The 25,698-nt window shown below is 53.9% G+C and carries 25 protein-coding genes; 22 read left to right on the forward strand and 3 right to left on the reverse strand.

The window, feature by feature from the left end:
* The first annotated feature begins 366 nt into the window (after positions 1 to 366).
* The 9 genes from BEN30_RS17935 (at position 367) to BEN30_RS19110 (ending at position 8,403) form a co-directional block, all read left to right on the forward strand.
* A protein-coding gene (locus BEN30_RS17935) for an IS5 family transposase (RefSeq protein ID WP_211563353.1) occupies positions 367 to 1,124 on the forward strand; the annotation gives its coding sequence in 2 pieces (ribosomal slippage) (positions 367 to 700 and positions 700 to 1,124; 759 coding nt in all).
* 145 nt (positions 1,125 to 1,269) lie between these two features.
* The gene (gene galE / locus BEN30_RS09955; RefSeq protein ID WP_069958200.1) at positions 1,270 to 2,256 is read left to right on the forward strand and encodes a UDP-glucose 4-epimerase GalE; all 987 of its coding nucleotides are present in this window, start codon (positions 1,270 to 1,272) and stop codon (positions 2,254 to 2,256) included.
* 97 nt (positions 2,257 to 2,353) lie between these two features.
* Entirely contained in the window at positions 2,354 to 3,127 is a 774-nt protein-coding gene (rfbF, locus tag BEN30_RS09960; protein ID WP_069958201.1) for a glucose-1-phosphate cytidylyltransferase, read from the forward strand.
* Entirely contained in the window at positions 3,128 to 4,048 is a 921-nt protein-coding gene (locus tag BEN30_RS09965; RefSeq protein WP_069958202.1) for a glycosyltransferase family 2 protein, read from the forward strand. It begins immediately after the preceding gene.
* A complete protein-coding gene (gene rfbG, locus BEN30_RS09970) occupies positions 4,045 to 5,100 on the forward strand; it encodes a CDP-glucose 4,6-dehydratase (protein ID WP_069958203.1) in 1,056 nt (351 codons plus the stop codon). The genes BEN30_RS09965 and rfbG overlap by 4 nt, the downstream gene beginning before the upstream one ends.
* A complete protein-coding gene (locus BEN30_RS09975; protein ID WP_069958204.1) occupies positions 5,097 to 6,320 on the forward strand; it encodes a class I SAM-dependent methyltransferase in 1,224 nt (407 codons plus the stop codon). Before rfbG ends, BEN30_RS09975 begins: the two co-directional genes overlap by 4 nt.
* Positions 6,320 to 6,853 carry a dTDP-4-dehydrorhamnose 3,5-epimerase gene (rfbC, locus tag BEN30_RS09980; RefSeq protein WP_069958205.1) on the forward strand — a complete coding sequence of 178 codons (534 nt, stop codon included), beginning with the start codon at positions 6,320 to 6,322 and terminating at the stop codon, positions 6,851 to 6,853. Before BEN30_RS09975 ends, rfbC begins: the two co-directional genes overlap by 1 nt.
* Complete coding sequence (locus tag BEN30_RS09985; protein ID WP_069958206.1) at positions 6,854 to 7,765, forward strand: NAD-dependent epimerase/dehydratase family protein; 912 nt, start codon at positions 6,854 to 6,856, stop codon at positions 7,763 to 7,765.
* Between the two features lie 59 nt (positions 7,766 to 7,824).
* Positions 7,825 to 8,403, forward strand: coding sequence for a CatB-related O-acetyltransferase (locus BEN30_RS19110; protein ID WP_211563355.1), 579 nt, complete (start codon positions 7,825 to 7,827; stop codon positions 8,401 to 8,403).
* 45 nt (positions 8,404 to 8,448) lie between these two features.
* Here the strand turns inward: BEN30_RS19110 and BEN30_RS09995 are convergent, their stop codons facing one another.
* Both BEN30_RS09995 and BEN30_RS10000 read right to left on the reverse strand, forming a co-directional pair.
* Positions 8,449 to 9,966, reverse strand: coding sequence for a malonate--CoA ligase (locus tag BEN30_RS09995; protein WP_069958207.1), 1,518 nt, complete (start codon positions 9,964 to 9,966; stop codon positions 8,449 to 8,451).
* 27 nt (positions 9,967 to 9,993) lie between these two features.
* Positions 9,994 to 10,662, reverse strand: coding sequence for a GntR family transcriptional regulator (locus tag BEN30_RS10000; RefSeq protein WP_069958208.1), 669 nt, complete (start codon positions 10,660 to 10,662; stop codon positions 9,994 to 9,996).
* A 327-nt stretch (positions 10,663 to 10,989) separates the two neighbouring features.
* On the opposite strand from BEN30_RS10000, the gene dctP reads away from it, so the two are divergent.
* From dctP to BEN30_RS10020, 4 genes are all read left to right on the forward strand, one after another.
* Positions 10,990 to 11,988 carry a TRAP transporter substrate-binding protein DctP gene (gene dctP, locus BEN30_RS10005; protein WP_069958209.1) on the forward strand — a complete coding sequence of 333 codons (999 nt, stop codon included), beginning with the start codon at positions 10,990 to 10,992 and terminating at the stop codon, positions 11,986 to 11,988.
* A gap of 95 nt (positions 11,989 to 12,083) precedes the next feature.
* Positions 12,084 to 12,611 (forward strand): TRAP transporter small permease, encoded by a 528-nt coding sequence (locus BEN30_RS10010; RefSeq protein WP_069958210.1) that lies wholly within the window; start codon positions 12,084 to 12,086, stop codon positions 12,609 to 12,611.
* Positions 12,612 to 12,614: 3 nt separating this feature from the next.
* Positions 12,615 to 13,937 carry a TRAP transporter large permease gene (locus tag BEN30_RS10015; protein ID WP_069958211.1) on the forward strand — a complete coding sequence of 441 codons (1,323 nt, stop codon included), beginning with the start codon at positions 12,615 to 12,617 and terminating at the stop codon, positions 13,935 to 13,937.
* 44 nt (positions 13,938 to 13,981) lie between these two features.
* Positions 13,982 to 15,298, forward strand: a complete 1,317-nt coding sequence (locus BEN30_RS10020) for a malonyl-CoA decarboxylase (protein WP_069958270.1) — start codon at positions 13,982 to 13,984, stop codon at positions 15,296 to 15,298.
* Between the two features lie 30 nt (positions 15,299 to 15,328).
* Here the strand turns inward: BEN30_RS10020 and BEN30_RS10025 are convergent, their stop codons facing one another.
* On the reverse strand, positions 15,329 to 15,880 hold the full coding sequence (locus BEN30_RS10025) for an SCO family protein (protein ID WP_170827022.1): 552 nt from the start codon (positions 15,878 to 15,880) through the stop codon (positions 15,329 to 15,331).
* A gap of 323 nt (positions 15,881 to 16,203) precedes the next feature.
* Between BEN30_RS10025 and nosZ the strand changes: the two genes are divergently transcribed.
* The 9 genes from nosZ (at position 16,204) to BEN30_RS10070 (ending at position 25,696) form a co-directional block, all read left to right on the forward strand.
* Complete coding sequence (gene nosZ / locus BEN30_RS10030; protein WP_069958213.1) at positions 16,204 to 18,501, forward strand: Sec-dependent nitrous-oxide reductase; 2,298 nt, start codon at positions 16,204 to 16,206, stop codon at positions 18,499 to 18,501.
* A gap of 87 nt (positions 18,502 to 18,588) precedes the next feature.
* Positions 18,589 to 19,290: a c-type cytochrome gene (locus tag BEN30_RS10035; protein ID WP_069958214.1), complete on the forward strand. Its 702-nt coding sequence runs from the start codon at positions 18,589 to 18,591 to the stop codon at positions 19,288 to 19,290.
* 43 nt (positions 19,291 to 19,333) lie between these two features.
* Positions 19,334 to 20,068, forward strand: coding sequence for a c-type cytochrome (locus BEN30_RS10040; RefSeq protein ID WP_084005355.1), 735 nt, complete (start codon positions 19,334 to 19,336; stop codon positions 20,066 to 20,068).
* A 155-nt stretch (positions 20,069 to 20,223) separates the two neighbouring features.
* Positions 20,224 to 21,216 carry a hypothetical protein gene (locus BEN30_RS10045; protein ID WP_069958215.1) on the forward strand — a complete coding sequence of 331 codons (993 nt, stop codon included), beginning with the start codon at positions 20,224 to 20,226 and terminating at the stop codon, positions 21,214 to 21,216.
* Positions 21,217 to 21,301: 85 nt separating this feature from the next.
* The gene (nosD, locus tag BEN30_RS10050; RefSeq protein ID WP_069958216.1) at positions 21,302 to 22,603 is read left to right on the forward strand and encodes a nitrous oxide reductase family maturation protein NosD; all 1,302 of its coding nucleotides are present in this window, start codon (positions 21,302 to 21,304) and stop codon (positions 22,601 to 22,603) included.
* Between the two features lie 10 nt (positions 22,604 to 22,613).
* The gene (locus BEN30_RS10055; RefSeq protein ID WP_069958217.1) at positions 22,614 to 23,378 is read left to right on the forward strand and encodes a 4Fe-4S dicluster domain-containing protein; all 765 of its coding nucleotides are present in this window, start codon (positions 22,614 to 22,616) and stop codon (positions 23,376 to 23,378) included.
* Positions 23,375 to 24,352 (forward strand): NapH/MauN family ferredoxin-type protein, encoded by a 978-nt coding sequence (locus BEN30_RS10060; protein WP_245649036.1) that lies wholly within the window; start codon positions 23,375 to 23,377, stop codon positions 24,350 to 24,352. Before BEN30_RS10055 ends, BEN30_RS10060 begins: the two co-directional genes overlap by 4 nt.
* Positions 24,353 to 24,377: 25 nt before the next feature.
* Positions 24,378 to 25,223, forward strand: a complete 846-nt coding sequence (locus tag BEN30_RS10065; RefSeq protein ID WP_069958218.1) for an ABC transporter ATP-binding protein — start codon at positions 24,378 to 24,380, stop codon at positions 25,221 to 25,223.
* On the forward strand, positions 25,220 to 25,696 hold the full coding sequence (locus BEN30_RS10070; RefSeq protein WP_069958219.1) for a nitrous oxide reductase accessory protein NosL: 477 nt from the start codon (positions 25,220 to 25,222) through the stop codon (positions 25,694 to 25,696). Before BEN30_RS10065 ends, BEN30_RS10070 begins: the two co-directional genes overlap by 4 nt.
* The last annotated feature ends 2 nt before the right edge of the window (positions 25,697 to 25,698 follow it).

Below are 25,698 nucleotides of genomic sequence, written 5' to 3' on the forward strand. Positions count from 1 at the left end.
CAGGGGCCGGCGTTCCGGCTTCCGCCTGTTTCAAAATATTAATGATCTGCCTGTCCGAATAACAGGGCTGTTTCATGCAAAATCTCCTCACGTCAAATTACGAGAAAATTGTACTTCTGCGGACCTCTAATTTTCGGGGGTATTATCGCAACTGTGACGTTGATTTTGTGTTAAGTACGCTGTAGTTCTGAGAGTAAGGGTGCCTTAGTTAGTGCAAAGAGGGATTCTATAATCGGCCAGTATTACCTACCCAAAAAGCTTAGGGTACGTGGCAGTCAAGGTCGAATAGGGTAGCAATTAGGGTCAAAACTCATTAACCTTTCAGTGATTTAATAGCTTGAAACTCAAAAAGGAGGTTTTCGGGCTATGAAGCGCAATTTCTGGCTCTCTGACGAACAATTTTCACTGATTGAACCGCATTTACCTTACCGTGCCGCCGGCAAGCGTCGCAAGGATGATCGGCGCATTATCAGTGGCATCATTCATGTTCTACAATCCGGTTGCCGTTGGCAAGATTGTCCGCCGGAATACGGACCATCGACGACGGTTTACAACCGTTATAACCGCTGGTCGCAGAAAGGGATCTGGCAGTACATGTTTGCGGAACTGACGGCAGCCCTGTCGGGAACACCAGAACAAATCTCCATCGACGCCTCTCATGTCAAAGCCCACCGTTGTGCTGGCGGCGGAAAAGGGGGGCTTCTGCTCAGGCCATCGGTCGCACAAAAGGAGGTCGCAACACCAAGGTTCATGCCATAAGCGACGAGCAATGCCGCCCTCTGGCCTTTTACCTGACACCTGGTCACGTCCACGATATCAAGGGCGCTGTCATGCTCGGCGCATCACTGCCAAACACCCGATACCTGCTCGCCGATAAAGCCTATGACGCCGATCATTGGAGGGACTACCTGAAATCCCAACGTATCCTGCCGGTGATCCCAAACAAGTCCAACAGAAAGCAGCCGCACCCGTTCAACAAGGCCCGATACAAAGGACGCAACGTCATTGAGAGAATGTTTGGCCGTCTTAAGGACTTCCGTCGCATTGCCACGCGATACGACAAGAATGCTGAAAACTTTCTCGCTGCACTATGCCTCGCAGCACTCATTTGCTACTGGATTTGAATGAGTCTGGACCCTACCTTGCAGCATTATGTCTCGCAGCACTAATTTGTTATTGGATTTAAATGAGTCTGGACCCTAGAATGTTAAGTAGTGAACGGATTGTACAGGTGCTTGTGACGTGTAGATGTTGGGGGCGCTTTTTAGTATGACCAAAACAATCCTCGTCACTGGCGGCGCCGGATATGTCGGATCGCATGCCTGTAAGGCTTTGGCGGCGGCGGGCTATACGCCTGTCAGCTTCGATAATCTGTCCAACGGCCACGAGTGGGCGGTGAAGTGGGGGCCGTTGGTGGTGGGTGATGTGTTGAACCCAGATGATCTGGATGCCGCATTTGCGGCCCATAAGCCCGTCGCCGTGATGCACTTTGCAGCTTTGATTGAGGTCGGCGAGTCCGTCAAATATCCAGAGAAATTCCACCGCACCAACGTCACTGGCTCCTTCAATGTGCTGAAAGCTATGGGGCGGGCCAATGTGGATCGTATTGTTTTTTCAAGTACTTGCGCTGTGCATGGGGATGTTGGGGGGGCTTTGATTAAGGAGTCTTCGCCCATTGACCCCATCAGCCCTTATGCCAAAACCAAGGCTGAAGTTGAAGGTCTGTTGGCCGATTTTTCACTCAGTGACGGGCTCAAGGCGGTGGCGTTGCGCTACTTTAATGCTTCGGGCGCCGACCCGGATGGAGAGTTAGGCGAAGCGCATGACCCGGAAAGCCACCTGATCCCCATTGCGTGCCAAGCGGCACTGGGCCAGCGCGATGGCATGTTTATTTATGGGGATGACTACGATACTCCAGACGGCACTTGTCTGCGAGATTACATTCATGTCGCAGATTTAGCTGAGGCTCATGTAAAAGCCCTTAAGCGTTTAGATGGTGCGGTTCCGGGCGTTGAGGCATTTTGTCTTGGCGGCGGCGTTGGCACAAGCGTGCGCGAAGTCCTTGACTGCGTGAAAAAAATCTCCGGTGTGGATTTTTCTGTAAAGTTGCAAGCCCGCCGTCCGGGCGATGCCCCATCGTTGGTGGCCGACCTCAGCAAGGCTAGAACGGTTTTAGGGTGGACGCCTTCTCATTCCGATTTGACGACCATTATCAAAACGGCCTGGGCTTGGCATCAAAAACACCACCATCACTAGCTTGTGGCCTGGGTTGGACTCCGCTAAAAGAAAGACTTGATTCGCGTGGCTTTCAGACCGGGCGGGACTATTCTATTTTTTGATCAGAGGGCTGTTCATGAAAGTTGTTATTCTGGCTGGTGGATTGGGTTCGCGCATAGCCGAAGAATCTGATGTGCGCCCCAAGCCTATGGTCGAAATCGGTGGCATGCCGATTTTGTGGCACATCATGAAAATATACGCCTCGTACGGCCTTAAGGATTTTGTCATTTGCCTTGGCTACAAGGGCTATATGATTAAGGAATACTTCGCCAATTACGTTTTGCACCGCTCTGACGTCACGGTCGATTTGGCAAAAAATCAGATCACGTATCACGCCACCCAAGCCGAAGACTGGCGTGTGACCCTTGTCGATACCGGGGCCGACACCATGACTGGCGGGCGGGTCAAGCACGTTGGTGCTTACTTAGATCCCGACGAGCCCTTCTGCATGACCTATGGTGATGGCCTGTGTGATGTAAACATCTCAGATCTGATTGCCTTTCATAAAGCCCAAGGCCGTGAGGCCACGGTGACCGTTGTGCGGCCGTCGGGACGTTTCGGCGCGACTCGCTTGGAAGGTACACGGGTCAGCGAGTTTGCTGAAAAGCCGGCGGGCGAGGGCGATTTCATCAACGGCGGCTTCTTTGTCTTGAACCCGAGCGTGGTGGATCGGATTGCGAGCGATGACACCGTGTGGGAACGCGCGCCGTTGGAAGGCCTTACCCGTGACGGTCAACTCAGCGCCTTTCAGCACGATGGCTTTTGGCAACCCATGGACACGTTGCGGGAAAAACGCATGCTGGAAGACTTATGGGTCTCGGGCCGAGCCCCGTGGAAGACTTGGGACTGAATGATGACGTCCCGCTCCGATGCCTGGGCACGCACCACGACGATTGTCGTCACTCACCATTCCAGTGCGGTCATCGGGCCGTGCCTTGACAGTGTGTCGAGATCGGCCCGCATTATCGTGATTGATAACGAAAGCAACGACAACACGCTTGAGATCGTGCGTGCGCACGCGCCTCAGGCCGACATCATCGTCAACGCAATCGGTGTCGGTTACGGCAATGCGGCCAGCCAGGGTTTGGCCTTGGTCGAAACCGAATATGCGCTGTTGATGAACCCAGACGCCGAATTTGTCGGCGAAGCCTACGCGGACTTGGTGGCAGAGGCCGATGCGAACCCAGATGCTGGATTGCTATCGCCGTTGCTGATCGGCACCAACGGCGATTTTGATCGGGCCTGGAACGGGCCGTTGTTTGGTCGCGATTTAATGCCCAGCGACCGTAAATCCGAGCCCAAACCCGAAGGGACCTTTTGCACGTGGGTGGTTTCCGGGGCGGTGAACCTGGTGCGCATGTCAGCTATGCGTGACGTGGGGTTTTTTGATGAGGCGATTTTCCTCTATCATGAGGACGACGATATTTGCATGCGGTTGATGAACGGCGGTTATAAGGTGTTGGTGGTGCCGAACGCGGTGTCGGGACACATCGGCGGCGGGTCCATCGGCAGCGGCTGGCAGGTCCACTGGGAGAAGTACTATAACATGTCATGGTCGCGCCTGTACTTTGAAGCCAAACACAACAGCCTCGCCGCAGCTCAATCTTTGGCGTGGCGGCGGATGTTAAAGTTTGGTCCCAAGGCGTTGTTGGTGTTCCGCCCGAAAAAAGCGCTGCGGGATGCGGCCCGGTTTTGTGGTGCGCTGGCCTATCTGCGGGGCGTCGCCGCGTCCAAAACCACCACCCGCGCGAGACCGGAGGTCTGCCTATGATTTCTCCTGATTTTTGGCAGGGCAAGCGTGTGCTGTTGACGGGACATACCGGCTTTAAGGGCACCTGGATGGCCTTGTGGCTGGAAAACTTGGGCGCGGATGTGTATGGCTTTGGCTTGGAGCCGGAAACAGACCCCAGCTTGTTTAATCTGCTGTCGCCCTGGTCAGGCATCAAATCCACCATCGGCGATGTTCGCGATGCGGCTGCCGTCGAGCAGTGTGCGGCCGAGGCCGACCCCGAAATCGTCATTCATATGGCGGCTCAGGCCTTGGTGCGTCGTTCGTACCGGGAACCGGTCGATACCGTGGCGTCCAACGTCATGGGCACGGTGAATGTACTGGAAGCGTTGCGGGGCGCGAAAAACTTAAAAGTGGCTTTGGTCATCACCAGCGATAAGGTCTATCAAAACACAGATGACGGAATTGCCTTTGGCGAGGATGCCCCGTTGGGTGGCGACGATCCGTATTCGGCGTCCAAGGCGTCTCAAGAAATCATCGCCCAGTCTTGGGCCAAAAGTTTTTTTGCCGACCGCGACGTGGTCATTGCCACCGCACGGGCCGGCAACGTTGTTGGTGGCGGGGACTTTTCCGAAGATCGCCTGATCCCCGACATTTATCGGGCGTTGGCGTCGGGGCGCAACCTCACGCTCCGCAGTCCCAATGCCACGCGCCCTTGGCAGCATGTGTTGGATTTGAACGCGGGTTATTTGATGTATGTTGAACGTTTGGCGAGCAGATCAAAGGACACGCCGCTTGCTTTGAATTTCGGGCCGATGTCCGGACCCAGTTCAACGGTTGGGGCTATCACCAACATGATGATGACAGCTCTGGGCCAAGATGTTCCTTTGGATATTAAGTCTTCAAAATTGAAAGAAAAAACCTTGCTGTCGGTGGACGCCACCCGGGCGCACGAAATTTTAGGCTGGGCAGCGAAGTTGGATGTGGAAGCTACGGTGCGTTTGACCGCTGACTGGTACGGCGCATTCTTGAACGGTGCTTCAGCAAAAGACATCACCGCACGTCAGCTTATCGATTATGGAAAAGACCAATGACCACCTGTCGCTTTTGTGGATCAAGCATCCAGTTGAGTTTGGTGGACCTGGGTTTCCAGCCGCCTTCCAACAGTTATTTATCCAGCGCGGATGGCCAAGAAAAAGTCTTTCCCTTGCACGCTGTCGTGTGTGAGGACTGTCATCTGGTGCAACTGGCCGATGAGGTCCCGCCGGGTGAAATTTTTACCGAAGACTACGCTTACTACTCGTCATTTTCGTCCAGTTGGGTGGCGCACGCCAAGGCTTATGCCGAGGCGATGATGGCGCGCTTCGGCTTGGGGGCTGAGAGCAAAGTGGTCGAGATTGCCAGTAACGATGGTTACCTGTTGCAGCATTTTGTAGCGGCGGGTGTTCCGGTGTTGGGCGTTGATCCGGCGGCGGGCTGTGCGGATGCTGCACGCAAACGGGGGGTGGCTACCGAGGTCGCCTTTTTCAATGCCGAGACCGCCAAGCGGTTGTGCGCCTCCGGCCACAGTGCCGACCTGATGGCGGCCAACAATGTATTGGCCCATGTGCCCGATATTCGCAGCTTCGTCGAAGGCTTCGCCATTTTGTTGAAAGATGACGGCCTCATGACGGTGGAATTTCCCCACCTTCTGAACCTTTTGAACCGGGTGCAGTTCGACACCATCTATCACGAACATTATTCGTATCTGTCGCTGCTGGCGGTGGAACGCATCTTTGGCGAATGCGGTCTTAAGGTTTTTGACGTTGAAGAAATCACCACTCATGGCGGCTCGCTCCGGGTCTTTGCGTGCAAATCAACCAGCACGGCCCACGCGGATCAGCCGGGGCTGGCCGCTATGCGGGACAAAGAACGCGCTGCTGGCCTGCACACGCGCACGGCCTATGAGGGCTTTGACGCCAAGTGCCAAAACGTGCGTCAGGGCTTGTTGGCGTTTTTGCACCAAGCCCAAGCTGAGGGCAAAACGGTCGTCGGTTACGGCGCCGCCGCCAAGGGCAATACGTTGTTGAACTACGCCGATGTGGGTGCGGATCTGATTGATTTTGTTGTCGATGGTAATCCGGCCAAACAAGGCAAGTTTCTACCCGGAAGTCGCATTCCCGTTTTGTCTGCGGATCACATCGACAGCGCTCAGCCCGATTACATTTTGATTTTACCGTGGAATCTGCGCACGGAAATTGCCGATCAACTAGCCTCCATCCGGGCCTGGGGTGGAAAGTTTGTCGTCGCCGTTCCCGAAATCGAGGTGTGGTGATGCAGATCACCCCGCTCAAAATTCAAGGCGCAGCTCTGGTGGAGATTGAGCGCTTGGAGGACGAGCGGGGGTATTTTGCCCGCAGCTTCTGCCGCCAGGAATTCAAAGACGCTGGGCTAGATTTTGACGTGGTGCAGAGCAATCTGTCGCACAACGCGGCCAAGGGCACATTGCGCGGCCTGCATTATCAAGATGCGCCCAAGCCTGACCCCAAACTGGTGAGCTGCATTCGCGGCGCGATCTTTGACGTGGTGGTGGATCTGCGCAAAGGTTCTCAGACGTATTGCCAGTGGGTGGGCGTTCAACTCACGGCGGACAATGCCAAGGCCCTGTTTGTGCCGCCGGGCTGCGCGCACGGGTTTATAACGCTTTGCGATGACGCCTTGGTCAATTACCTGATGGGTGAAGTCTATGTGGCCGCGTTGGCGCGCGGAGTGCGCTGGAATGACCCGGCCTTTGCCATCGATTGGCCCGAAAACCCCGTCGTTATATCTGAACGCGATGCGGCCTATCCTGATTTCCAGGGGGCTTAAATGACACGCGTTTTGGTCACGGGGGCATCTGGGCTGATTGGCAAGCCGGCCGTCCGAGCCTTGGTGGATCAAGGCCTTGATGTTCACGCCGTGGCCCGCACCGTTGCGGAGCGACCGATAGGCGTGACGTGGCATGCCTGCGATCTGTTGGTGCCGGGCGCTGCGGAAGCCTTAGCGCATGACGTTCAAGCCACACACCTGCTGCACTTGGCATGGGTGACCGAGCACGGCCAATTTTGGAATGCGCCACAAAATGCGAACTGGCAGGGGGCTTCCAAGCGCTTGATCGAAGCCTTTCAGGCCAACGGCGGCAAGCGCGTCCTGATGGCTGGATCGTGTGCCGAATACGACTGGACCGATTTAGCCGATGGGGTATGCCGCGAGGGCATCACGCCGATGAAACCGCACACGCTTTATGGCCAGTCGAAGCTTGAGACGCTTGAATGGTTGGCAGACTTTGCCGCCAAGTCTGCGTTAAGCTACGCCTGGGGACGGGTATTTTTGTTGTTTGGCGAAGGCGAAAATGACAAGCGCTTGGTGCCTTCCGTGGCTTCAGCTCTAGCCCAGAGGCGTGTCGCCAAGTGTTCGTCCGGCACTCAGATTCGCGATTTCATGGATGCGCGGGATATCGGTTCCGCCTTCGCGGCCTTGCTGATGAGCGATGTGCAAGGGGCCGTGAACGTCGCCAGCGGAGAAGACCGCACAATTGGCGAAGTTGTTTCCTTGTTGGGCGAAATATCGGGGCATCCCGAGTTGGTGCACTTAGGCGCGTTGCCGGATCGGGCAGATGATCCTCGCAAACTGGTCGCCAGCGTGGAGCGTCTGCGTCTTGAAGTGGGCTTTAAACCCAAACACGACTTGCGTGAAAGCTTGATAGAGGTCTATCAGAAATTTAAAAATGAGAATGAATAGACGCTTTGGTGGGCGACGTGTTTTGATATAAATCGAACGGTGTTTTGGTGGGGTGGATTGTGTCTAAGCTATTTCGCAAATTAGCGCGGGTATTTGGCGGCAAAAAAAGCCGCGACATTTTGCCCGACTACGTGAGCATTGGTCGCGGCACCTATGGCGTGGATCGCAACACCATTCAGGGCTTGTCTTCGGATGCGCCGGTGAGCATTGGCAACTTTTGCTCGTTTGGCCTCCAAGTGCTGATTTTTTCCAAGGCCGACCATCCGTTGGACCGACCATCCACGTTTCCGTTACGCACTCTTCTTTTGCACCCCGGCCTGGGTAACCAAGATGCCGTGTCCAAAGGCGGCGTGACCATTGGACACGACGTATGGGTTGGTGCACGGGCCATGATTTTGAGCGGGGTCACCATCGGCAATGGTGCGGTCATCGGGGCTGGCGCGGTGGTGGCAAAAGATGTTCCACCCTACGCGGTGGTCGTTGGCAATCCCAGTAAGGTGGTTAAATACCGCTTTTCCGAACCCCACATCGAAGCTCTGCAAAGCATTGCGTGGTGGAATTGGCCTGACGAAAAAATACGTGAGTTCGAGCCGCAGTTTTACAGCGACATCGACGCCTTTATCGCCAAGGCCAAATGAGCGAACTCTCCCTTTAAATCACTTTAAGCGCAGCACTAACGCAGCCTAAGAAAAGGTTGCGTTATACGTTTCGCGCAGAATGTTCTTTTGCACTTTGCCCATGGTGTTGCGGGGCAACTCATTCACGATGAAAACCCCTTTGGGATGCTTGAAGCGGGCCAGTTGGTCCTTGATGGCGTCTTGAATGGTGGCGTCTGTGATGTTTGCACCCGGTTCAGAGACGATGACCGCCACCACGGCTTCGCCGAAATCGGGGTGCGGCACGCCCACCACGGCGCTTTCGATGACACCGGGCAACTCATCAATGACGGTTTCGATTTCTTTGGGGTAAACGTTAAAACCGCCAGAAATGATCATGTCCTTGGCGCGTCCGACGATGGACACGCGGCCGTCCTCGTCCATCTTGGCCACATCGCCGGTGATGAACCAGCCGTCCTTGCGAAACTCGGAAGCCGTTTTTTCCGGCATGCGCCAATAGCCACTAAAGACATTGGGGCCGATCACTTCCAAAACGCCGATTTCTTGTGGTGCCAAAACATCGCCGTTTTCGTTGGCGACGCGCACCTGAACGCCGGGCAGGGGGTAGCCGACCGTGGCGGGCACGCGATCACCGATTAAGGGGTTAGACGTGATCATGCCCGTTTCGGTCATGCCATAACGTTCCAAGATGCGGTGGCCGGTTTTGCCTTCAAATGCGCTGAACGTTTCGGCCAGCAAAGGGGCTGAACCTGAAACAAACAGCCGCATGTTGGAGGCGGCCTCTTTGGTTAAGCCCGGATGATCAACCAGGCGGGTGTAAAAGGTTGGCACCCCCATCAGGACGGTGGCTTTGGGCAGCAGATCGATGACGGTATCGACATCAAATTTGGGCATAAACCACATTTTTGAGCCGTTCAGCAGCGCGCAATGCAGCGCCACGAACAGGCCGTGGACGTGAAAAATGGGCAGTGCGTGAATCAGCACATCACCATCGCGCCAGCCCCACATATCGTGCAGAGCCAAGGCGTTTGAGGCCAGGTTTTGGTGACTTAACATGGCCCCCTTGGACCGCCCGGTGGTGCCTGACGTATACAAAATGGCCGCCAGATCATCGGGCTCAACTTGGGCTATTTCATTCCAAGGCTCCGCCGACTGGACGTCAACCCAGAGCGTACCATGTTTGTGCCCGTCACAAGTCATGATGTGCAGATTGGGCGTTTGTTTTAAGACCTCAAACAACGCCTGTTCGGCTTGAGGGCGACAGACCAGCAGCTTAGGTTCTGCATCGTTGATGAAATACGCAACTTCGCTGGCGGTGTAAGCGGTGTTGAGCGGCAAATACACCGCGCCGACGCGCAAGCACGCCAGATAGAGCGCCACGGCTTGGGGGGATTTATCGATTTGCACGGCCACGCGATCACCCTTGGCGACCCCCAATGTGCTGAGCAGCCCGGCAACCTGTGCGGACATCTTGTCCAGATCACCGTAAGAGACGGTATCACCGTCTGGCACGACCAGGGCGGGTGCGTTCAAGTCTTTGGGGAAGCGGGTTTGGAACAAGGCGTAGAGGTTTGCGTTTGTCATGGTGAAGTCTCGTGCACAAGGGGTGGTTTAGGCGCTGTTGCGGATCAATTCGGATGGCAAGGTGGCGATAAAGTCGGTGAAGGAGCCGCTTTGCACGGTGACGTGGTCCCTAAGCAATTGCTTGGCGCGCGCCTCGTCACCTTGGGTGATGGCATCAAGAATCTTGCCGTGCTCTTGAAACGATTCGGACAACCGTTGGCGTTGGCGCAATTGTAAACGGCGATACGGTGCCAAGCGATTGCGCAGCGCGCGGGTCTGGTCTGCCAGATAGGCATTGCGGCTGCCTTGATAAATGCATTCGTGAAAGCATACATTGGCGGCGTAGTAGCCGTCATGGTCTTCGTTTTCGCTAAAGGGCTGCCCTTGCAGGTGGCACGCGGCGAGCTTTTTGCGTTCGTCGCCAGACATACGCCGCGCCGCCAATTGACCGCACATGCCTTCCAGCTCAGCCATGACTTCAAACATTTCCATCATTTGTTTGAGCCCAATGGCGGCCACCACGGCACCGCGACGGGGGCGGATTTCCACCAAGCCGATGGAGGCCAGCTGGTTGAGCGCCTCGCGCACCGGTGTGCGCGACACGTGAAAGCGTTCCGCCAAACCCATTTCTTCCAGGCGCGTTCCGGGCGCGAGCTGTCCGGTAACAATCTCTTGTTCCAGCGTTTCCCGCAACGGACTGGCGGTTTTTGTCGACAAAGGCGTGTTCCCCTAGGGCTGTCATTCAAGGCGGTGATCGCGCGTGGATACAACGTGACCTGAGCGTGAGCGGATCGTCTGCGGCTCGCAGCGGGTCCGATCTTACTCAATAGCCACAGATACACTACAGTCTTTATTGCATTCAATAAATAGAAAATTGTATACAATTTAGTTTGACACGCATTCATGCGAGTTTTAGGCTGTTGAGCGAATGGGCAGGTTTCTAGTGTGTTTTGCCAGTGAATTCTGGTGCACGCAAAAGACTCTAAGCCCGCAAAAATAACAGGCATTTTCACAGGGATTTTGCGTCAGGGGAGTTGACTTACAATGACAATTTTTAAAACCACCGTGGCCGGGGCGCTTGCCCTTGCTTGCACCATCGCCGCCGGTTCCGCCGGGGCTGAAACACTGAAGGCTTCACACCAATTTCCAGGCGGCAAAGGCGATGCCCGCGATGAAATGGTTCAGATCATTGCCAAAGAAGTGGCCAAGGCCAATGTGGGTTTGGATATTAAGGTTTACCCAGGCCAATCCCTGTTCAAGTCCAAGGAACAGTGGAACGCCATGGTCAAGGGGCAGTTGGATATTGCTTCGTTCCCGTTGGATTATGCCAGCGGCCAGCATCCTCAGTTTTCTGCGACTTTGATGCCGGGTTTGGTGAAAAATCACAAACACGCTCTGCGCTTGAACAAGTCACCGTTTATGCAAGACATCAAAAAAATCATCACAGATGCGGGCGTTGTTGTTCTCTCTGATGCCTGGCTTGCGGGTGGTTTTGCGTCCAAGAAAGAATGCATTTTGGGTCCGGAAACCATGAAGGGCCAAGTGACCCGTGCGGCAGGTCCGGCATTTGAACAGATGTTGGTGGGGGCTGGCGGTTCGATTTCGTCGATGGCCAGCTCTGAAGTGTATCAAGGCTTGCAGACCGGCGTTCTGGACGCTGCAAACACCAGTTCCGGCAGCTTCGTGTCGTATCGCATTTACGAGCAGGTGAAATGTCTCACCGAACCCGGCGAACATGCTTTGTGGTTCATGTATGAGCCCATTTTGATGTCCAAGAAAAGTTGGGACAAGCTCAACACAGCCCAACAAGATGCTTTGATGGCCGCCGGCCAAAAGGCAGAAGCCTATATGACGGAACAGGCTGCTGGGCTCGACGCCAAAATGGTCAAGGTCTATAAAGAAAACGGCGTTGAAGTGGTCGCGATGAATGCAGAACAAGCGGCCGCCTGGTTGGAAATTGCCAAACAGACGTCTTACAAAATCTTCTCCGAAAAGGTTGAAGGTGGCAAAGAGCTGATCGAAAAAGCGCTCGCTGTCGAATAACCACCGATAATGGCCCCGACGGACTAGGTGCTGTCGGGGCTATTTTCCTTTTCGTTTAAGCTATACTCATTTTGGGCACTTTTCGGAGCGTTGACATGCATGCCTTCTGTCGATTGATCCGCGCCATTTCCCACCTTTGCGGAATTGTGGCCGCAGCCTTTGTCGGCTCAGCTATTCTTGTGGTCTGCCAGATGGTGGTGATGCGCTATTTCCTGAACGCTTCAACCGTATGGCAGCCGGAATACGTCATTTTTTCTCTGGTCGCCGCCACCTTTATCGGCAGTCCTTATGTCTTGCTGGTGAAGGGACACGTCAACGTCGATTTATTGCCCAATTTTTTAGGCCCGGTCGGTCGGCGCATCTTGGCGCTGGTGGCCAGCTTTGCAGGCTTGGTCTTTTGCGCCGTTTTGGCGTGGAAGGGCTATCAGCACTTTGAAGAAGCCCTGGTGAACGACTGGACGACCGATACGATTTGGGCGTTGCCGTTGTGGATACCTTATATGGCGATGCCCATTGGGATCGGCCTTTTGGCGCTTCAATATGTTGCAGATATTTTTGCCCTATTGGTTGGAGAGCCAATGCCGTTTGCCATGGATCACCACAGCGGTTTTGAAGGAGAATAGGCCATGACACCGCTTTGGATTGGTGTGCTTGTCGTTATTTCGACGATTGTTGTTCTGGCGTCCGGTATACCGGTGGCGTTTGGCTTAGGCCTGGTCGCCATTGGATTTCTCGTCGCGTTTGACGGAATTTCGGCATTGGACATTGTGGCCGACAAGTTTTTTGGCGGCATTGCCGAATTTTCTCTGGTTTCGATTCCGATGTTCATTGTGATGGGTGCGGCGGTGGCCTCTTCGCCAGCGGGCAAAGACCTGTACATCGCCCTTGATCGCTGGCTGCATCGGGTGCCGGGCGGTTTGATCATTTCCAACATCGGCGCGTGTTCGGTGTTTGCGGCCTTGTCCGGTTCATCGCCCGCGACCTGTGCCGCCATTGGCAAGATGGGTATTCCGGAAATGCGTCAGCGCGGCTACCCAGATGGCTTGGCCACCGGTGCCATTGCGGCGGGCGGGACTTTGGGCATCTTGATTCCGCCGTCCATCACCATGATCGTTTATGGCATCGCCACGGAAACATCCATTGGCCGACTTTTTTTGGCGGGGGTGTTTCCAGGTTTGCTGTTGACGGCCTTGTTCATGGCTTGGGCGTTATACACCGCACACCGCCATGGTTATAAATTTGGCCGCGTGGAGGGTGGGTTTTCGCTGCGCCAAAAGCTGGAAGTCTTGCCCCGTGTGTTGCCGTTCTTTTCCATCATTGTCGGCGTGCTGTACGTTTTGTACGGCGGCGTCGCGACACCCTCCGAAGCGGCGGGCGTGGGCGCCATGTTTGTCTTGGTTTTGATCGCCATTATTTACAAAGTTTGGCAGCCGCAAAAAATATGGGCCATCATCAGTGATTCCATGCGCGAAAGTGTGATGATTTTGATGATCATCGCCGCCAGTGCTTTGTTCAGCTACACCCTGTCATCCCTTTACGTCACCCAGTCTGTCGCCCAGTTCATCGTTGATTTGGATATCAACCGCTGGGGCTTGATGGCGATGATCAATGGCTTTTTGCTGGTGACGGGCTTTTTTCTTCCCCCCGTGGCCGTGATCTTGATGACCGCGCCGATTTTGTTGCCGATCATTGTGCAAAGTGGTTTTGATCCCTACTGGTTTGCCGTCATTTTCACAATCAATATGGAGATCGGCCTGATTACCCCGCCGGTCGGTTTAAACCTATATGTCATCAACGGAATTGCCCCCGATATTGCGCTTACCACCATCTTAAAAGGGGCGTTGCCGTTTATGCTGTGCATGGTTCTCGGTATTGTCATTTTGTGTTTGTTCCCCGAAATCGTAACATGGTTGCCGACCGCCGTGATGGGCCCCGTGATTGGTGGCTAGCTGATCAGGTGATAGGCGAAACATTTGGAAAGGGATTAGGCCGGGTGACCTTTTTTAGGACATTTCTCAGCACGATAGCAGACGCTGGGCGGGAGCTTTTAGACGTCCATCAAGGACGAAATGCAAAGTCCGGCGATGTGAAGGCGTTGTGTTCGGATTTGATCACGCAAAAGGGCGAAGCCCTGGGCACAGCCCTGGCGTTGGCGGTGGTGGAAGCGTACCAAAGCTATGACGCGGCCCAAAAACTGTCCTTTTTTAAAATGCTGCTCACCGATTTCGATGTGGATGAAGCGGCTCTCAATGCCGCCATCGCGGCGTATCAAAAGGCCCCCGGTCCGCTGGCGGCACAAAAGGTCGGCATGGGTGCGGAATCCTTGCGACAAAGGGTGATCCGTGGCGTCAATATGGCGCCGGGTGGGACCCGCGCGGTCATCAACATGCGCGAAGATTTGCTGGATATGGTACGCGACGAATCCTCTTTGGAGGCGGTCGATGCCGACTTCGCTCATTTGCTGTCGAGCTGGTTCAACCGTGGCTTTTTAGAATTGCGTCGCGTGGATTGGAGCACCCCCGCCAATGTTTTGGAAAAGCTCATCACCTATGAAGCCGTTCACGAAATTCGCGACTGGGAGGATTTGCGCCGCCGTTTGGACGCAGATCGGCGCTGTTACGCCTTTTTCCACCCCGCATTGCCGGACGAGCCGCTGATTTTTGTCGAGGTGGCCTTGGTCAAAGGGTTGTCCGGATCGGTACAGGAATTGCTGGACGATACCTTGCCGCGCATTTCGGCAGACAGTGCGGACACGGCCATTTTCTATTCCATCAGCAATTGTCAAAAGGGCCTGCGCGGCATTTCGTTCGGCAACTTCCTCATCAAGCAAGTGGTTTCTGAATTGCGCGCTGAGCTGTCCAACCTGAACACCTTCTCAACCCTTTCGCCGGTTCCCGGATTTATGCGCTGGCTGCAAAGCGTGCGTAATCGCTCAGATGAAGCGAAAAAGGTTTTGGACATCTTGGACGGGCAAGACTGGCTCAACGATCCAGACCTGCAGGACCAACTGCAACTGCCCATCACACAGCTGTGCGCCCACTATCTGGTGAATGAAAAACGCAAGGGTCGTCCGCTTGATGCCGTGGCGAAGTTTCATCTCGGCAATGGCGCCGGATTGGAGCGCATCAATTGGCTGGGCGATGTGTCGGCAAAAGGCGTTGGCGAATCCGCCAGTCTGTTGGTGAATTATAAATATGATCTGGCCAAAATCGAAACGCACCACGAAGCCTACGCCAATGAAGGCATCGTTGCACATTCCAAGCGCATCGCCAAACTTCTGGATGAGCCTTTGGTGTTTACGGAAAGCTAGGCTCTGACCCTAGATTCTGATCGTAAGTTGTTACATAAATTCTGCGATTCGAGCTGCCATTTCGGTGGGGGCTAGGCCGTGGGCGAATTTGACGAGAAACTTTCCATCGGGTGCCATCAAGAAAATAGAAGCCGTATGGTCGACCAGATACTCGTCTTTTGCCTCGCCTTCAGAACGTTGAACTTCGCTGAAGATTTTGTAACGCTGGCTGACGCTGTCGATCATCGGTTGCGGTCCGGTCAATCCGATTAAGCGCTCATCAAAACTCGCGACGTAATCGTGCAGCCGTTTTGCGGTGTCGCGCGCGGGATCAACGGTGATGAAAATCGGAGCAATTTCCTCAGCCTTGTCACCCAATTCAACAAGCGCGTTGCTCATGTTGGCCAAATTGGTGGGGCAGACATCGGGGCAATATGTATAGCCGAAAGTGATCAACAAATAGCGGCCGTCAAAATCTTGATCGGTTACAATCTTGCCGTTATGGTCTTCTAGCATAAAGCGACCGCCAATTTCCGCAGTCTGAGCATTGTCCTGGGCCTGTAAGGCCGAAGGTGCGCACCACAGCAGAGCGGCAAAAATCATTGATTTCAATACATTAAACGAATACAATTTTACACTTGCTGTTTGGTGAGGCGTAATCATCGAACGAGTACCTTCTGTGTTATTATATGGTTATAGTCCAAGAGGGGGTTGATTTCTGCAGTGCTCATAAAGTTTGTGGTGTATTTTGCGAGGATGTCATTGTGCCGACATTTAAGCATCGTACATCTTGACCAAGGTCAAATCTTACGGAGCATCAATAGCCTAAACTTTCTACCGTCCTAAGTCACGTCAGTCCCAAATCGCAGCAGCTCGGGGATACTGCGATTTGTTGTCCTTTTGTAGCCCGAGGGAGGATTTATCCTATGCAACTATTTGGTAAACGGGCTTTGTTGGCGCTGAGCGCCTTCAGTTTTGGCCTGGTCACCGCTTCAACATCTTGGTCGGCCGATAGCCTTGATGACGTTATGAAACGTCGTGGGTTAACCGAAAAAGATGTGCTGGCAGCGGCAAAAACATATGTTCCGACAGGCAAGCGCGACGAATTTCTCGCCTTTGCATCCGGCGGCCAAAGCGGTCAAGTGATCGTTTATGGCATTCCGTCTATGCGGATTTTGAAATATATCGGCGTTTTCACGCCAGAACCCTGGCAGGGTTATGGCTTTGATAACGAATCCAAAGCCGTTTTGGCTCAGGGTCGCATCAACGGCAAAGATATCCTTTTCGGCGATACTCACCATCCGGCGATTTCGGAAACCAATGGCGATTACGACGGTGAATACTTGTTCATCAATGACAAGAACAACCCTCGTATCGCGGTCATCGATCTGCACGATTTTGAAACCAAGCAGATTGTCGTCAACCCGATCATGAAATCGGAACACGGCGGCGCTTTTGTGACGCCCAACACCGATTACATCATCGAGGCTTCCCAGTATGCTTCGCCGTTGGAAAACGGTTATGTGCCGCTGTCTCAGTTCAACGAAAAATATCGTGGCGCTGTGACCTACTGGAAGTTTGATCGTAAAGCTGGTCGGATTGATCCGAAGCAATCGTTCTCTCTGGAACTGCCGCCCTATAGCCAGGATTTGTCCGATTTTGGTAAAGGCGTTTCCGACGGCTGGTCATTCACCAACTCGTTCTGTTCAGAACGTTATGTCGGTGGCATCGAAAAAGGCCGTCCGCCGTTTGAAGCGGGTTGCTCTCAAAAAGACACCGACTTCTTCCACATGATCAATTGGAAGAAAGCTGCGGAAGTGGTTAAAGCTGGCAAAGTCAAAATGATCAATGACCATCCGGTCATCATGATGGACACCGCCATTGCTGAAGGCATCTTGTACTTGGTGCCGGAACCCAAAAGCCCGCACGGTATGGACGTCAGCCCAGACGGCAAGTTCATGATCGTTTCCGGTAAGTTGGATAGCCACACCTATGTGTTCAGCTTCGAAAAGATGATGAACCTGATCAAGAACAAAGATTTCGCAGGCAAAGACCCCTACGGCGTTCCGATTCTTGATCTGAAAAAATCGTTGCACACCCAGGTTCAAGTTGGCTTGGGTCCGCTTCACACCCAATACGACTCGAAGCCTTGCGTTGTTTACACCTCTATCTACGTGGACAGCCAAGTCACCAAGTGGGACTATTGTGAAGGCAAGGTTCTGGATAAACTTTCCATCCACTACAACATTGGTCACTTGATGACGATGGAAGGCGATTCCGTTAATCCTAAAGGTAAATACCTTGTGGCTTTGAACAAGCTGGCAATTGATCGCTTCAACCCGGTTGGTCCTCTGCACCCGCAGAACCACCAGTTGATCGACATCAGCGGCGACAAAATGGAATTGTTGTATGACATGCCATTGCCGTTGGGTGAACCACACTATGCCGTGGCAATTGCTGCCGACAAACTCAAACCGATCATCCGTTACAAGAGCGGTTGGAACACCCGTACTGACGAAGTGCATGAAGGCAAGACGCGTCCGGGTAAAGAACGGGTCGAGCGTGACGGCAATAAGGTAACGGTGTACGGCACGACCATTCGTTCGCACATCACGCCTGAAATCGTCGAAGTTCAAGAAGGCGATGAAGTTACCTTTGTTATGACCAACCTGGAACGTGCTGAAGATCAAACCCACGGGTTTGCCATCAACGGCACCAACGCCAACTTGTCGTTGGAACCTGGCAAAACCGCTTCGGTGACCGTCACCGCTAGCAGACCTGGCGTATTCCCATACTACTGCACCGAGTTCTGCTCGGCGCTGCACTTGGAAATGCAGGGTTACTTGTTGGTCCAGCCAAAGGGCTATAAGGAAGTTGCAACTAAAGGCGCTGAAGGCCAAGCCTATACGCAGGCTGATTACGATAAGCAGTTCAAAACCAACATCGAAACACAAGGTGTGATCGATTCGGTTGTGGGCTACATCGTTGCACGTAACTATCAGGACTTCCCGCCTGTGGTTTCGTTGGTCGAAGACGCTACCGAACAGTTGGGCTTCGCCGCTGACACCCGCAAAAAAGCAGAAGAGTTCGCCGCCAAGAACGATTGGCAGAACGCGACGCTGTGGGCTGGCCAGTGGTGGCAGTATCAGGTTAAGGCTGCAGACATCGGTCTGCGCGCCAAAACCTATCTTGACCAGCATGGCGCAGTTGAGGTCAAAAAATAAAGACCTCAAGCCTTGCAAACTAAGGCAAAGCGAGGGGGGGCCGCATGAGGCGGCTCCCCCATCGTTTCACATTACAGGAGACCCCGTATGAAAAAGAACATCTTCCAAAGTGTCGCAATTTTGAGTTTCGTTATGCTGTCAGCGTCGGTCGCAGTCCTGCCGGCAAATGCCGCAGAAGAGAAAGCCAAGCGCGATCCTGGCAAGACTGTTTACATGGGAAAGGCCTGTATGGCATGCCATGGTAAAGATGGCCGCAAGGCAATGATGGAATATCCCAACATTGCGGGTCAGGATGAAAAATACATCGCCAGACAAATCGAGGACATCATCAGCGGTAAGCGCTTGGGTAGTCCTGATGCAACCGGCAACCCGCGTGCCCAAGGCATGCAGGGTGCGTTGGTCAGCCCCAGCGGTGACAAAAACGTACCGCGTATTTCAAAGGAAGAAATTAAACAGGTTGCGAAGTGGCTTTCCGAGCAAAAGCCTGCCGATCTGAAAGAACCGAAAGAACCCTTGGATGCCGCCAGCGTTGCCGCCGGCGAGACCTTGTTCAAACAGAAATGCAAAGCGTGTCACGGCAATGAAGGTATGAAGCCGCTTAAAGGCAATCCCTATCTTGCGGGGCAAAAGCGCAATTATATTTTTGCACAACTGCAAGACATTAAAAGCCAGGCACGCAAAACGGCAAAGACCGCTCCCATGTATGGGATCGTAAAGAAAATGACGGATGAAGAGTTTGCCTCCTTGGCCGACTATTTGTCCCAAGTTGATCGCAACGCTGCGAAATAACGCCCACATTAACGCACACCATTGGTATCGATGGAGATAACCTATGAAAACAAGAATAAACTTCACCGCACTTACATCGTCTTTAGCGACCGCGTTGGTCGCCACCATGATGCTGACCACGCCTGCCGCAGCAGCGGATAAGGCCGCAGGCTGGAACGAGGGCGGCGGCGAGCAAGACGAAGCATTGCACCTGACACCAAACCTGGAAAATGGCATTGAGGTGTATGAAGTTTGCGCCGCTTGTCACCTTTACGAAGGCTGGGGCCAACCCGACGGCACCTTCCCGCAATTGGCTGGTCAGCACAGACATGTGCTCATCAAACAGTTGGCGGACATTCGCGCGTTAAACCGCGATAACCCAACCATGTATCCGTTTGCTCTGCCCGAATCCATTGGTGGACCGCAGTCTATCGCCGACGTGACGGCATACATCGCAACCTTGCCGATGAACCCGGAACCGGGTCGTGGACCAGGCACCGATTTGGAGCATGGCAAGCAGCTTTACAAAGACAACTGCGTGCGCTGCCACGGTGAGCACGGCGAAGGTGTGGAAGAAAAATATTACCCTCGCATCCAGGGCCAGCATTACAACTACCTGATGCGTCAATTTGCCTGGATCCGTGACGGCAAACGCCGCAACGCCAACCCCGACATGGTCAAACAGATCCAAGAGTTTTCAGACAAAGACATGGCCGCCGTTTTGGATTACGTGTCGCGTCAGCAGCCGCCAGCCGACAAGCTTGGCGTGGTCGGTTGGGAAAACCCTGACTTTAAATAACTGACTGAGAACAAGGCCGGAGCGTCGGTTGGTGGGCGACCTTTTCCTCCGCTTCGGCCTTTATCTTCTCCCCCAAATTCACACGGGGGAGTAAATGCCAAAGAGATAACCCCGAAAAATGTCCCAAAAATTGGGCGGGCATTGAGGACAAAAAAATGATCGTAGAAGAAAAATCAAACCGCATGCTGATGGTACGCGCTTTGGCCTTTGCCGCTTTGGTGATGTTGGCCTTCGCATACGTGGCACCGACGTGGTGGGTGTCGCTGAAAGCACCCCAATATCCAGATATCGCATTTCCTCAAGGTATTCGTATCCACTTCCATATGGATGGGGTGTTTAACGGCTGTCAGAAAATTGAAGTTGCTGAAAAACAAGAAGACGAAGCGCTCAATTGCAAACACGAAATGGATGCCATCAACCATTACGTCGGTATGTATCCCATTGCTGCGGGCGGTCCGGTTGAGCGGGTGTTGTCACCGTTTGTGTTTTCCCTTCTGGGGTTGATGATTGTCGTCTTTATCGTGCCGGGACGCACCCGACGTACCATCGTTATGACGGTGGGGGGGCTTGCCATTGGCGCGTGGATGACAACCGCTTTGTTTACAGAGGGCGGGTATAAGTACCTGTCGCCAAACTATGTCACCGACGTGGTGACGACCATGGACCTCGATGAAGATGAATATGCGTCGTGGTCCGGTATCGAAATGCTGCAAGAAGGGTATAACGAAGCCCTGGGGCGTTATTTCCGCCAGCAAACCATCATTGATCATAATGTTGAGACCATGACCCTGGCTGCCAAGATTGCTTATGGCGGGTTGTTGGTATCGATGTTGATTCTGATCGTGGGCGTTGGCCGCATCAAAGCGGTGTATTGGCTGACCGTATTGATGCCGATTTTGTTGCCAGTCTTTTTCGTCGCCGATTATGCCGGGTGGCTGTGGTGGTTTGGTCACAGTCTCAATGAAATGGGGGCGTTCTCCTTAAAGCCGTTTATGCCGACTGTTTTGGGCCAAGGCAAAGTGGCGCAGTTCACGACATTTTCCTATCCACACTATGGTTTTGGATTGTTGGCGGCTTCGTCCGTGGCCCTGGGGTTTGCAGCCTTGTTAAGGCGCAAGCACATCTTGGTCACAGGGGACGACAGCTAAAGCTGTCGGAGATGCGGTCATGGGCAACCCGTATCGTCTAGTCATAAAAACCATCGCCGCACTGGCTATCTTCGGGAGTGCGGCGATGGGTTCTGCGTGGGCGCAACCTTTACCATCATTGCAACCGCTCATTGACGCAGCCAAGCCCGGCGATGTCATCACCCCACCTGCGGGGACTTACGCGGGGCCTTTACTGATCGACAAAGCCATCATCTTGGAAGGCGGCGGGAACGTCACCATCGACAGTGGCGGCGTCGGCAGCGTCATCGTATTGCAAACCGATGGCGCCACCGTGCGGGGCTTGCATTTGATGAACACGGGGGAATCGCATAACGATTTGGATTCCGGCATCCAGGTTCGCGGCAATTACAATGTCATCAAGGATAACGATATATCCGACAGTCTGTTCGGTATCGATATCCAGCAATCGAACAACAACATCGTTGCGCGCAATCGCATTCAATCAAAACCTTTTGATCTGGGGGTGCGTGGCGACGGGATACGTTTGTGGTACAGTAATGACAATCGCATTGAGGACAACACCATCATCAATGCGCGCGATGTCGTGGTTTGGTACTCAAAAGACAATACGATTTCGGGTAACTCCATCAGCGGTGGACGGTATGCGTTGCACTTTATGTACGCGCAATACAATTTGGTAAGCAACAACCACTTCGATAACAATTCGGTTGGCACGTTCTTGATGTACAGCGATGGTGTGGTGCTGCGGGGAAATCGCATATCGCGGGGGTTGGGTGCCACCGGCATGGGCATCGGGATGAAAGAAAGCAGCGATGTGACGGTGGAAGACAACACCATCTTGTATTGTGCTACGGGTATATACATGGATGTTTCCCCCTATCAACCGGGTACCACCAACCGTATCGTGCGCAATCGTTTGTCGTTTAATTCCATCGGTATTTTGTTTCACAACGATTGGACCGGGAACGTATTGGAAGACAATCGATTTGAATCCAACTACGTTCAGGTGTCAGTCAATGCGGGTGCCAGCGCCAAGCGCAACGATTGGGACGGAAACTATTGGGACGATTATTTAGGCTTTGACCGCAACAAAGATGGCATCGGCGATAACGCCCATGAACAGCGCGTGTATGCGGATCGTTTGTGGATGGATGTACCGGCAGCCTCGTTCTTTAAAGGCTCTGCAGTGTTGTCGATGCTGGATTTCTTGGAACGTTTAGCGCCTTTGTCGGAGCCCGTGTTGTTGTTGAGCGATCCCCGGCCAAAAATGACGGCCGACGTTAAAGTGGCCCGCGCAGATGACGAGACAAAAGAGGAAAGTGCGCCCCACGAAGGCCCACAGTTAAAATACGATCCGTTTGGCCTGTCCAATCGGGTTCCCAAATACATGCAACAAGAACGGTGAGAGCAGCCCCATGACGGACGCCAAAACACCCCCAACGAAAAAACCTGTAACCGTGCGCCAGTTGCGCGAACGCCGACAAGTGCTGCGCTCCATCGGCGCGGGTGCCGGCGTCATTGGTGCGGCGATGCTGGGCTTTTTCCCGGTCATGAAAAAATGGACGGAACGATTGCGGCCTCCAGGCGGGCTTTTAGAAGATCCTTTTTTGGCCGCCTGCATCAAATGCGGACAGTGTGTTCAGGTTTGCCCGGTCGAAGCCATTAAATTGGGCGATTTGGACGAGGGTTTTGGCGTTGGTGTGCCGTATATCGATGCACGCAGCCAAGCGTGTGACTTTTCGTGCGATGCCGTGCAGTGCGTTCTGGCATGCCCGACCGGGGCGCTGTCGCACGACACGGATACCAAGGAACAAGTGCACATGGGGGTGGCGCGCTTATCGCGTCCCAAGGCCTGTTTGGCGCGCCTGGGTAAAGGTTTCAAGGGTCCCGCGCGCGGGGCGGATCATCCCGGATTGCACCGTTATATGGAGGTCGATCGGTGGAATCCGATTTTGATTTCAGATCACCCATACGATCTTGAGCTTTGCGACTTGTGCGTTCGTGAATGTCCAATCGTAGGTGCGATTACACTGGAACGCATTAACCTAGATCCCAGCGATTTACGGGGAACGCCCGTGGTGTTTGACAAGTGTGTCGGCTGCGGCATGTGTGAAATGATCTGCCCGGTGGACCCGCCTGCCATTGTCATTGATAAACGCCAACCTGGGGAGGACGCATGATGTCGCTGTTGACCTCAATTGCCGAAATGTTCGGACGCGCCCCAGGCTCAAAGCCGGATGACAGTGCTTACTCCGAAGGGGCCCGCGCTCTTCACGACGCCAAGCGGACCAAAGAGGGTAAAAAGGAACGGGTCGCCGCCATTAAGGCCGAACGCGATCTGCATCCGTCGCACAAATGGCGCAACCGACGCTGGGCGTCGATCTTGATCGTCAACGCGCTGTTCATCGTGTCCTTCTCTTGGGACATTCAGTTGATCGAAGGCTCTTTGTCGGCGTCGCGCGTGGTCGGGTTCCACTTTGCCGACTTGAACGCGTCCTTGCAGGTCATGCTGGCGTTTAAGGAAATTCTCATCAACCTGGTGATCGGTACTGCGACGGTATTGTTGCTGTGGTGGTTGTTGGGCGGACGAACATTTTGCTCGTGGGTGTGCCCCTATCATTTGTTGGCGGAATTGGGGGAATACATTCATTTGCGTCTCACCTCCATGAAGCTGGTGCGCGACATGGCCATGCATCGTGGCTTGCGCACGGTTTTGTACATTGTGTTTGCCGGGCTTGCCTTTGGCAGCGGATATACGGTGTTCGAAGCCATTTCACCGGTCGGGATTTTGTCCCGCGCCATGATCTACGGCCCTGGATTGGCGCTGATCTGGGTGGTCGTGTTGTTGTTGTTTGAAGTGTTTTTCACCCGCCGGGCCTGGTGTCGCTATATGTGCCCCATCGGTTTGACTTATGGCATGGTGGGCATTACCTCACCCGTGCATGTGACCTACAATTTGGAAAACTGTTTGCATGAAGGTGACTGCCGCGCTGTTTGCCTGGTCCCTCATGTGCTGGAAGTGACCAAAAAGGGTTATGCGTTAAAGGAAGATGTGGCTCTCGGGCCGGACTGTACCCGATGCGGCCTGTGCGTTGACATCTGTCCGACCAATTCGTTGACATACGACGTTATGGGTCTGAACAAGCTTTTATGAGCCCGCAAAGAAAGACAACTTTTCCATGATCGAATTTGCAAAGGTATCGAAGACCTTTCAACGCCGGGCCGTCCTTGACGACATCTCGTTGTCCTTCAACAAGGGCGCGCGGGTGGCGTTGGTGGGCTCCAACGGTGCCGGTAAAACAACGTTGATCCGCTGTCTGTTGGGGGAATACGTCTGTCAGGGCCGTGTTTCTGTCGACGGTGTGGATCCACGCCAAGATCGTCAGGGCGTGCTGGCGCGCATTGGTTTTGTGCCGCAATTGCCACCACCTTTGAAAATCCCCGTTGGTGAATTGATCAACTATGCCGCCAGCTTGTGCTGCAGCGATCCGCTGCGCATGGAACAGGTGGCCACGCAATTGGGCTTGGACATGAAGGTCATTCGCACCCAGCCGTTCGTTAAATTGTCCGGTGGGCAAAAGCAAAAATTGCTGATCGGGATTGCCTTGGGACGCGACAGTGACATTTTGGTGATGGACGAACCGGCGGCCAATCTTGATCCTCAATCACGGAAAATTTTCTTCAACCTGTTGTCGGAGCGCTCACCGGACACGGTGATGTTGATGTCCAGTCACCGCATTGATGAGGTCGCGGCCTTGGTCAACCGGGTGGTGGAATTGGACCGGGGCAAAGTCGTGCTGGACGATCATGTTGCCGATACGGTGGACCCATCGGCGGTGCAAGCGTGCTCGCTGCATCTGAGCCGTCCCGAAGACGCTTTGGCCAAGACGCTCAGTGCTTGGGGCTTTGCCTCATCAGATCAGGGTTTGGTGTGGAGCGGCACCGTGGCAGGGCCGGACAGATTGCGCTTTTTCGCCATGATGTCGCGCTACGCGGGGCTGGTGTCTGGATTGGAACTCAAATGATGGGGGTAAACTTCACGCGAGCAATGCTGCTAAGCGCGTTGCTGGTGCTCAGCGCCTGCTGGGGTGGGGACAAAACCGGGCCGGAAGACATTCATTGGGACCGCGAAAGCTGTGAGCTTTGCAAAATGCTCATCAGTGATGCCCGCTTTGCCGCTGAGGTGCGCGGTGGGGCCAAAAACAAGATCACCAAATTTGACGATATCGGTTGTGCTGTAAACTGGCTCAATGAGCAAGATTGGGCCGGCGATCCGGCGACGGAAATTTGGGTTGCCGATGTCACCAGCACACGGACCAATATGATTTGGTTGAATGCCCGCGATGCCCATTACGTGAAGGCCGAGCTGACCCCAATGAATTATGGTTATGGTGCCGTCTCCGACCCCAAACAGGGCATTGATTTTGCCCAGATGACAGCAAAAATTTTGACCGATACACCCAATCACATTTGCAAAGTGCCCCTGAACAACAATTGATG

Source organism: Magnetovibrio blakemorei (genome assembly GCF_001746755.1).
Lineage (GTDB): Bacteria > Pseudomonadota > Alphaproteobacteria > Rhodospirillales > Magnetovibrionaceae > Magnetovibrio > Magnetovibrio blakemorei.